Source organism: Johannesbaptistia floridana, assembly GCF_057440575.1.
Map to the genome: position 1 here is coordinate 1 of NZ_JALKVM010000261.1, position 10,277 is coordinate 10,277.

Annotated in this window: 7 protein-coding genes; 4 read left to right on the forward strand and 3 right to left on the reverse strand. The window is 36.5% G+C overall.

Annotation, left to right across the window (positions count from 1 at the left end):
- Positions 1-142: 142 nt before the first annotated feature.
- Complete coding sequence (locus MW688_RS16290) at positions 143-2,797, reverse strand: DUF4347 domain-containing protein (protein WP_486737066.1); 2,655 nt, start codon at positions 2,795-2,797, stop codon at positions 143-145.
- Positions 2,798-2,964: 167 nt separating this feature from the next.
- On the opposite strand from MW688_RS16290, the gene MW688_RS16295 reads away from it, so the two are divergent.
- The gene (locus tag MW688_RS16295; RefSeq protein ID WP_486737067.1) at positions 2,965-3,534 is read left to right on the forward strand and encodes a KTSC domain-containing protein; all 570 of its coding nucleotides are present in this window, start codon (positions 2,965-2,967) and stop codon (positions 3,532-3,534) included.
- A 217-nt stretch (positions 3,535-3,751) separates the two neighbouring features.
- Here the strand turns inward: MW688_RS16295 and MW688_RS16300 are convergent, their stop codons facing one another.
- The gene (locus tag MW688_RS16300) at positions 3,752-5,563 is read right to left on the reverse strand and encodes a Calx-beta domain-containing protein (protein ID WP_486737068.1); all 1,812 of its coding nucleotides are present in this window, start codon (positions 5,561-5,563) and stop codon (positions 3,752-3,754) included.
- A 213-nt stretch (positions 5,564-5,776) separates the two neighbouring features.
- Between MW688_RS16300 and MW688_RS16305 the strand changes: the two genes are divergently transcribed.
- The 3 genes from MW688_RS16305 (at position 5,777) to MW688_RS16315 (ending at position 8,855) form a co-directional block, all read left to right on the forward strand.
- Complete coding sequence (locus tag MW688_RS16305) at positions 5,777-6,196, forward strand: DUF4291 family protein (RefSeq protein ID WP_486737069.1); 420 nt, start codon at positions 5,777-5,779, stop codon at positions 6,194-6,196.
- Positions 6,197-6,447: 251 nt separating this feature from the next.
- Positions 6,448-7,260, forward strand: a complete 813-nt coding sequence (gene proC, locus MW688_RS16310; RefSeq protein WP_486737070.1) for a pyrroline-5-carboxylate reductase — start codon at positions 6,448-6,450, stop codon at positions 7,258-7,260.
- A gap of 2 nt (positions 7,261-7,262) precedes the next feature.
- The gene (locus tag MW688_RS16315; RefSeq protein WP_486737071.1) at positions 7,263-8,855 is read left to right on the forward strand and encodes a hypothetical protein; all 1,593 of its coding nucleotides are present in this window, start codon (positions 7,263-7,265) and stop codon (positions 8,853-8,855) included.
- Here the strand turns inward: MW688_RS16315 and wecB are convergent.
- Positions 8,834-9,955 (reverse strand): non-hydrolyzing UDP-N-acetylglucosamine 2-epimerase, encoded by a 1,122-nt coding sequence (gene wecB / locus MW688_RS16320; protein ID WP_486737072.1) that lies wholly within the window; start codon positions 9,953-9,955, stop codon positions 8,834-8,836. The two genes, MW688_RS16315 and wecB, sit on opposite strands and share 22 nt — an antisense overlap.
- Positions 9,956-10,277: the final 322 nt, after the last annotated feature.

Below are 10,277 nucleotides of genomic sequence, written 5' to 3' on the forward strand. Positions count from 1 at the left end.
TTCTGTCTTATTTTGCTGTTTGAGTAAATTTGAGTAGATTTTTAGAAGCGGTATAACTGAAACCTGTGAACAACTCAAGACTGGTAAAATTCATCCCGCGCTCATCTAAAGATAGAGATGCGGGACTTGGTTTTGATTTAAGCTAAAAAACCTCAATATCATTAGAACTCAAATTAGGTTGTTCTAATAATATAGCAATCTCAGTTAGGTCAATATCATTAGAGCGATTTATATAAGATAAACTGCCCTCATTTTTAACATAAACAAAACCTACATCAAAATTAGGATCAAGCTGATTTAAATCAGGTATTGTTACTAGATAACTACTATCAAGCAACCCAAGTTCTAAAGAATCACCAAAACTGCTTTGGGAAACAACAATTAGATCCTCATCGCTACTAAAATCAACAATAGTATCTACTCCATGATTAACACTATTGAAAACAAAACGGTCTCCTCCTGTTCCACCTTCAAGTACATCATCTCCCGTTCCCCCTATTAGGGTATCATTACCATCATTACCCAATAAACGATCTTCTTTTCTCCTACCATCTAGAAAATCGTTTCCTCTTCCTCCACTTATACGGTTTTTGCCATTGTTACCGATAATTTCATTATCGAGTAAATTACCAATACCTGCTAGAAAGCGATCTCCCCTCAAGCGCAGATTTTCAATATTCTTACTATTGGTAGACAAGGCCCAATTAACATAACTTGCTACTGTATCAATCCCATTAATGGCACTATTAGCTTTTTCATTGATAGTCTGATCCCCCAAAGAGTCAACTATGTAATAGTCATTACCATCACCACCTCTCATAATATCGTTTCCTTGACCACCATATAAAAGATCATCCCCATTTTTGCCGATCAGATGATCATTCCCCTCGCCTCCCCATAGGGTATCATCATTTAAACCACCATCGAGGGTATCATCATTTCCTAAACCCAGAATTTGATCATCTCCCCTAAAACCTCTGATCAGATCGCGGTTTTCTGAACCTTGTAATGATTCAGAATTATTAGTACCATCGATATTATTGGGAGAATTAGGATTGGTTATTTCCTGTATTTCTACGGCGCCAATATCAACAATATTATTAACAATACGAGGAACTCCTCTTTGATCTGATGTGAAACTATCATCTACTTGCTCATTAATTCCTCCATCAATAACTGGGCTATTTTCTTGAGGTAAATGGGTTAGAGTTGGGCCACCATTATCTGCTAAAGCTTCTAAACCTGGATCTGTAATTCCAGTTTTATCTCCCTGTTGATTAAAAATATCTCTATCACTATTTCCAATTAAATTACCACCTAAACTTATTTCCCTTTGATTTTTAGGGATAACATCTAGATTTCCAGTATTTCCAGAAATAATTGTATTAGCTATTTTTATATCTTGACCCCTATACCAATCTAGATATCCATATTGAGTTAAGCCAGTTCCCTGATTTAAAGTAATAGTACTATTATTAATGTTTAGCGCTGCGCCATTATAAATACCTCCACCATCTTTAGCACTATTTCCTGAAATAGTACTATTATTAATAGTTAATTTACCTGGATAGCCAGTGTTGCCAGCATAATAGAAATCTTGAATAATAGCCTGATTATAAATTCCACCACCTATATTTGCTTCATTCCCAGAAATAGTACTATTATTAATAACGGTTCTTCCTGCTGAGGAAGAACCTCCCATACTACTATCCTGGCCACCACTAGCATTAAAAATACCTGCACCTCTCTCCGATTTATTATCTTTAATAGTACTTTTATTAATAACTAGTCTGCCACTATTATATATTCCCCCTCCTTTGGCAAAGCTATATTTATTAGTATTATCAGAAATAATGCTATTATTAATAGTTAATACACCGTCTTTACCTGTTTCTCCACTATAGCCTTTAGTATCCCCATCATTGAAAATTCCACCATTATTATTGCCGGTAATAATGCTATTATTAACTGTTAAAATTTCTCTGTTTTGTATTGCTGCACGTTTTTCGCCTCCGGTGAGGGTTAAACCACTAATGGTAACTTCAATCTGAGAATAATCTTGATCGTAGATGTAATAGGCATTGTCTACTATAAATATACCTGAGTTTCTTTGAGCATCTATTGTTAATTTTTCTGCTCCTAAGCCATTAATTGTTAAATCATCACTTATTATTAATAATTCATCAGATGTTAGTTTAATTGTTGCTCCCGTTAAAGTCTCATCAAATTCAATTTCATCCCTTCCATCCTCCTCATTAGCTGCTTCTATCCCGGCTCTCAAAGAGCCTTCTCCATTATCATTGGTATTAGTAACCGTAAAAGTCGCTAAAATTCCTGAATATGCTTCTGTTGCTTCTTGGCTAAAAATTAAATCTTTTTTAACTTCACCCCTAGTTACATCTAATTCCCAAATTTTTCCTACATCTTGACTTGAAGCGGCAATCTTGGCATCAGTATAGTTAGATAATTTATCCATAAATTCTGCCCCGGCATCACCCTTTCCAACCCTACATCCATAAATCAGGATGTTTTCTACTTGCCACTTTTGCAAATAAGCAGCGTATCTTTCTATATTGCTTAAATTAAGTTGATTTTTGCCTAAATTAAGACATCCTGGACTGCCATGAGCTACTATATAAAGATTTTTAACTGTTTTAAGTAATTTTTTACTTATGTACTCTACGCCATCTACTTGAGGAGGAATGATCACAACTTCTATATTACTAGTTAAACCATTGAGGAGACTTTGATAATCAGCAACACTGTGATCAATTAAGAGAATATTTTGCTTACACATAATCCATATCCATTAAATGTTACTAATTATACCATAACCTAAAAATAACATATAGTTATTAAGTTATGTGAAAAATCAAGTAAAGGTTTTATAAGAAAGATTGTATCTTAGTTGACTGAAAAATCAAGTAGAATGGTAGAGAAGAGTAAGAAAAAGAAATGAGGAAGATGGATTTAAACAAAGTAAATTTAAGTGCGATCGCCGCTATTGGACACGATCAAGAAAATTTAGGCTTATTAGTCACCCAAGGAGAAGAGTTAGAATATATAGAAATACCTGCGCCGATAGAAGCTTATGAAGGATTACAGGAGTTAGACGAAATAGTAAATCCAGAACAAAAATATCAAGAGATTTATCCTGTGGCAGAAAAATCAGAACCCCAGTATAGTTACTACACCCAGGGAGAGTATCAGGCGCAGAGTCAAGAAGTAGAAGTTACGAGAAATAATGGTTTAATTTACGAATATCAAAGAAATGTAGAAGTTAAGATATCTGAGAGTTTATCAATAGTACCAGATCCTCATCCTGAGGAGTTAGATAGTAGTGAATATGAGTACGATTACTCTGAAACAGAATATTATTATGAATCTAGAGAAAATGATCAAGCTAATTTAGCCAATGTAGATTATCAACCAGATTGTGAATCTCTAAGGTTAGAATTTGATGATGGATCTATTTATGAATATAAAGAAGTAGACTCTACACTGTGGGAAGAATTTAAAAATATATTAGATTAATAAGAAATAGATGGGACAGGCGCACTCGCCAACGGAGCGAGATCTGGCACGATATCGCCCTTAGTATCTCAATGGATAAAGGGATTGTGAATGATTATCCTTACTGAGAACACTGGAATAAATGGTGCTATGCGATCGCAATTGTTGATAAGCACTATGCTGTATAATATTGTTTTTCCATAACATTTTATGCTATTAGGTTTATAATTAGGAATATTTAAATTATGGTTATATCTTGATGGGTCAAGTCGGTGTTTTGAGGCAGACGAGCAATGAGGGTGGAGCCTTTTGGGTCTATCCCATTAGCATCGAATAACAATAGTCCTTTAGTTTGATTATAGATAAAGCGATCATCAAGATCAGAAGGTCTTGAACCTAAAGAAAACTGCTCGGGTTTTAATCTACCCTTAGTTAAGTCCTTGCTAAATCCATCAGAATCGATAACAATTTGGTCTTGTATACTTGAAAAATCAGTAATTATATCAACTCCTTCTTTAAAAGAATTGAATTGAAAGTTATCTCTACCTGGACCACCAGTAACTTTATCTCTACCTAAACCACCAATAATGATATCGTTACCTTTTCCACCATCAATTTTATCATTGCCATTTAAGCCTAAAAGAACATCTCTACGATTAGTACCTAAAAGAAAATCCTTTTGGTTAGTACTAGTATTATTCACTTTTTTATTGTTATTACCTTCAGGGTATGTGACAGCAGCACTAGCATTTATTGTTTTACCTTGATTCTTTTTGTCATCGTTTAGAATAGTTGCCGTACCAATAGCATCGCCTAGTCTAGCATTTTTAGCTTTAAATAGCTTAACCACAAAGATTTCGTTAGATTCGTGATTTAAATCACCAAAAACAGGTACAGATACTCTCAGTCTCTTTTGATTAGGCTTAAAGGTCAGAGTACCCTTTGTCATTAAAAAATCTTGATTGATTTTAGCTGTACGATTCTGGCTTCGATAGTCTACGGTTACTACTTGATTAACCTTTTGATCTAAGGTAATCACAAATTGAGCATTTTTTTGACCTTTATTCCCTTCTCTAAGAGATATATCATTTATAGAAATACTCGGAATTAGCTCATCAGAAAAATTGTTTCTGCTTTTGCTTGCTGAAGGTGGGTTGTTATTTTCGGTTTTTGGCCTGAGAGATAAATTACTTGTTTTTATGCCTGCGGGCATATCATCAATAGCTAAATCTTGTTTAAAATTCTCTGAACCTATTTTAATATTTGTGGAATAATCAGTAAATCTGTTTTTAGGATCAGAAAATGTCAATACATAGCTCCCTTGGTCTAATTGCATTTGATAGCCACCAGAGTTCCAGGAAATAGTTTCAAAAGTTCCATTTTGACCTTTGGCAGTGATTTTAACTCCCCCTAATCCTTCTCCTGCAGTATAAAAATCATCATCTACTTTGTCATCATCATAGACAACTCCTAATAACCAAGGATCGCCAAAATCTCTTCTAGTACCGAAATTCTGAGTAATAATCATGGGGCCAATCGCAGTTTTACTGTTATTTTCCTTGGCGATCGCCACTCCAATTTCTCGATATGCTCCGTTCATAATGGCCTGGCGATGACCAGCACCTTTTTGGATACCTGTTGGAGTAAAGCCCCAATCAATGCTAAAGCCCGCATGACCATAAAATACTGATTCACTCCAAGCATAGACATTTTGGCTCATATTTTTAGCGTCGTAACCAGTACTTTTAATACGATCCGACCAACCATCATGAGTTTGCTCATCTTTTTTAATCATATATTTGTTATGATCAATAGCGGCTTCATATAATTTAGGAGACCAAGCTAAGGGGGCAACCGATTTAAGAGAATTCCACTGTTGTTTGAGTACTTTTGTATCTACATCAAAATAACTAATAGCCGAATTGACATTAGGATCCGACGAATTAACCAGTAGATTATATTCTGATTGAGGATTCTGCCGCATCCTGTTAATCAGTTCAATCATTTCTTGTTCTTGGGCACTAGGTTGTTGTCCTATATTCTGAGTCATGGTAAATATACTTAACATTTGTGTTCAACAGTCAAGTATACAAGTAAAAATTTTTTTTGCCTAGGGGTCCAAAAGTATCTGACATTTTCAGAAAACCTCTCAAATCTTTCTATAGATTATGTTTTAGAGTTTAACTCTTAAAATTATGGCTACACATGAAAATCGATAGAAGCCTTAAAAACAGAACCTTTGCTGAGGTTATTTTAAAATTTAATGAAATCTTTTGTTATTTTTTGTAGTTGTATCAATTATTACTTTTCTGCTTTGATTATGGAAAAACAAATACCTACTCGACAAATTAGAGCAAATTATGACGATAAAGTTATTCGTGTATATCAAGCTTACAATAATGCTATTGCAGACTCAGCAATTAAAAACGGAACTTTTGTGTCTCCTCCATTTAAAATGAACCGTATGACTTGGATTAAACCTTCATTCCTTTGGATGATGTATCGTTCTGGTTGGGGTCAAAAAGATGGCGGTCAGAAACGCATTCTAGCAATTGATATTTCAAGAGAGGGTTTTGAATGGGCTTTGGAAAAAAGTTGTTTAAGTCATTTAAAAAAAGAACATCAATCAATCAAATTTAACTCATTACTCATAACTTCAAAACTTCAAGACTTCAAAACTTAAAGACGTAAAGACTTCAAAACTCATTACTCCTTACTCCTTACTTCAAAACTTCTTACTTCAAAACTCATTACTTAAAGACGTAAAGACTTCAAAACTCATAATTCATCCACCACCAGTAACATTAAGTAAAGATGCGAGGGTCTGAGTAAACGGCATTCTCCGACACCATTGAAATTGGCATTCTTAAATAAAATAAAGGATCAAATTCGAGTTAATCTAGGAGAAACGGATAGTTGTAACCTAAGCTAACTATGACAATTGAATTGAGTATAATAGGGGGAGGGGTAATGGCTGAAGCCATTCTCTCACGTTTATTGAGTAAAAATATTTATACAGCAACAGCAGTTCTAATCAGCGAACCTTCGCTACAAAGACGTAACTTGTTGACAGAGAAATATCAAGTAAAAGTAACAGCAGATAATCAACAAGCCTGGGAAGAGGGGGAAATAGTCTTACTAGCAATTAAACCGCAAATTTTTCATCAGGTAGTTTCTCAGCTGAATTTAAATCAAGATAGTAAGACAAAACCTCTAGTAATTTCTATACTAGCGGGGATGAGTTTAGAAAAATTAGAGAAAGCTTTACCAGATTATCCAGTTATTCGCACTATGCCAAATACGCCAGCAACCATCGGAGAAGGAATAACAGCGATCGCACCGGGTAAATTAGTTACCACTGAACAAATAACCACAGCTAAAAAAATATTTACCGCTGTGGGTAAAGTGGTGGAGGTGGCAGAATATCTCATGGATGGTGTAACGGGACTTTCAGGATCTGGTCCTGCCTATGTGGCTTTGATGATAGAAGCATTAACTGATGGGGGTGTAGCTGTGGGGTTACCGAGGGCGATCGCCTCTCAACTGGCTTTACAAACGATAATTGGTACAGCTAAATTAATTGAAGAACAACAGCTACATCCGGCTGAATTAAAAGATCGTGTTACTAGTCCAGGAGGCACGACAATTGCTGGGGTAGCAGAATTAGAAAAGTTAGGTTTTCGCAGTGCTTTAATTGAAGCGGTAAAAGCGGCTAAAACTCGTTCTCAAGAATTAGGAAAAGATTAGATATGAGTACTACTCCTCGTTGGTTTGTCCGTCAAGATTTAGATGGTTTTTTTGGCCTAGCCTTAAATAACTTAATTCAAATATTAGTCTTGGTGGTTTTATGTCAACAAGTATTAGAATTCCCCAATGATTTGATTTACGGTCGAATTTTACCTAGTGTTGCCGTTAGTCTGATTTTCGGTAATTTTTACTATAGTTGGCTAACTTATCAACAGGGAAAAAAACAACAAAGAGATGATTTAACTGCCTTGCCCTATGGTATTAATACAATTAGTTTATTTGCCTATATTTTTTTAGTCATGCTACCCGTGCGTTTAGAAGCTTTAAGTCAAGGGGTATCAACGGAGGAGGCAGCAAAACTAGCTTGGCAGGCGGGTTTAATAGCTTGTTTGGGTTCAGGTTTAATTGAATTAGGGGGGGCATGGATTGCTGATTATTTACGGAGATTTACACCCCGTGCCGCCTTACTCTCTACCCTAGGGGGTATTGCTTTGACTTTTATTGCTATGGGCTTTTTTTTACGTACCTATGCCCATCCTTTAGTAGGAATTGTGCCCTTAGGAATAATTTTTATTACCTATTTTGGTAAAGTTAATTTAAAGCTTCCGGGAACTCATCTTAGTTTACCAGGGGGCTTTTCAGCTTTAGCCATAGGAACAATTCTGGCTTGGATGACAGGTTTATCCACTTGGAATCAGAATCAGTGGGAGATGGCTGTAAATTCCCTAGGCTTCTATCTGCCTCAACTACAATTAGCTGAGTTGTGGACAAATAAAGAGATTTTGCTACGCTATCTCAATATTATTCTCCCTATGGGTTTATTTAACTTGGTGGGAAGTTTGCAAAACATCGAAAGTGCAGAAGCGGCCGGAGATTCCTATCCAGTTACTCCCTGTTTAGCTGCTAATGGAATTGGTACAATTGCTGCTGCGATGTTTGGTTCTTGTTTCCCCACAACTATTTATATTGGACATCCTGGCTGGAAAAATTTGGGGGCGAGAATTGGTTATTCTTGGCTGAATGGGGTAGTTATGGGGTTGTTTTGTGTATTGGGAATGGTGGGGATTTTGGCTTTTTTGATTCCGATAGATAGTGGCATGGCTATCTTACTGTGGATTGGAATTGTAATTGTTACCCAAGCATTTAATAGTACCCCCAGAGATCATGCTCCCGCAGTGGTGGTGGGTTTATTACCAGGAATTGCGGCTTGGGGTGCTTTGATTGCTAAAAATGCCCTGCGTCTGGCGGGAAAACCCTTTAGTTCTGATTTATTAGCTAGTTTTGCTCAAAATGATTTATATATTGGTGGTGCTTTTGCTTTGGAACAGGGTTTGATTTTTAGCGCGATGATTTTAGCAGCTTTGACTGTAGAAATTATTGAAGGTCAATTTGGACGGGCCGCGTTATGGTGTTTGGGGGCAGCTTTACTTTCTTGGTTTGGGTTAATACATGCCTATCGGTGGACTCCTGCGGATACAGTTTTAAACTTAGGTTGGGGAACTGGAGGCGAATGGGCGATCGCCTATTTTTGTTTAGCCCTTCTCTTGTTTTTGGTACAATGGCAGCAAAAATCTTATAGACAAGAGGAATCCTGAAAATATTTTTCAATCAAATTAATTATTCTCTTTGCTGCTAATCCATCCCCAAAGGGATTAACTGCTGTTGCCATTTTTTTATATGCTTCTTCGTTGGTTAATAGGTTACTAGCGGCAGCAACAATTGCTTCTGGATTAGTTCCTACTAATTTAGCTGTACCTGCGGTAATTGCTTCTGGTCTTTCTGTGGTCTCTCGTAGAACTAATACTGGTTTTCCTAGACTGGGGGCTTCTTCTTGTAATCCTCCTGAATCGGTTAAGAGAAAATAACAGCGTTGAATAGCCCCAACTAATTTACTGTAGTCTAGAGGTTCACACAGGTAAACACGGGGATGTTCGGCAAAAGCCTTCTGGAGGGGTTCTCTAACGGTAGGATTGCGATGTAATGGTAGTAATAGAGCTGTATCTTGGTGTTTGGCTAAAATTGAATTCAAGGCTTGAATAATCTGCTGTAATGGTAATCCCCAATTCTCTCGTCTGTGTACAGTAGTTAGTAAAACTTTGTACTGTTGCCAATCTAAACCAGGTATATCACAAGGGGGGGATTTGGCAGCTACTGCTAGTAAAGCATCAATTACTGTATTTCCGGTTTGATGAATCTCTCCTGTTACTCCAGATTTTTTTAAGTTATCTACAGCAGCAGAAGTTGGGGCAAAGTGTAATTGTGCTATTTGTGAGATCAGCCGACGATTAGCTTCTTCTGGATAGGGGTTAAATAGGTCATTGGTACGTAATCCTGCTTCTACGTGGGCGATCGCTATTTTTTGATAAAATCCTGCTAAGGCGGCGGCGAAGGCTGTACTAGTGTCTCCTTGGACTATTAGTAGTTGGGGTTTAATTTGATTAAAGATTGCTTCTAATCCCTGTAAACTGCGCCAGGTAATTTCTGTTAGTGTTTGTTTAGCCTGCATAATTTCTAGGTTATATTCTGCTTCTAACTCAAATAACTCCATTACCTGGGATACCATTTCTTTGTGTTGTCCTGTTAACACTAAATGAGTTGTTATCTTGGGGTGCGATCGCAGTTTTTTGATTACTGGTGCTAGTTTAATTGCTTCGGGACGAGTTCCTAGGGTTACACAGATAGATATATTTTTCATTATTTAGAGCTATAAGTCTTTATCTTAGATAAATGATATCAAGTGCAACATTTAACCTTGACAAATCTGGCTATTACTCGCTCTTGTCAGTCAATAGTATAGCATCACTAGTTACAGTGAAGGTCTTTGCCGACAAAGCCTTTAACATAATGTTAAAAGCGCCGTTTGCGTCTCTTGGAGCCTTATAATTAACGAAACCCAACATTAAGAATACGCTCATGGCGATCGCTCTTTTTCTTGTTCTATTATTTTTAATATACTACATTTAGGGGTGCAATAAACTTACTCAAAATTGCCAGCGAAAGCGGAGAGCGCCAAGAGA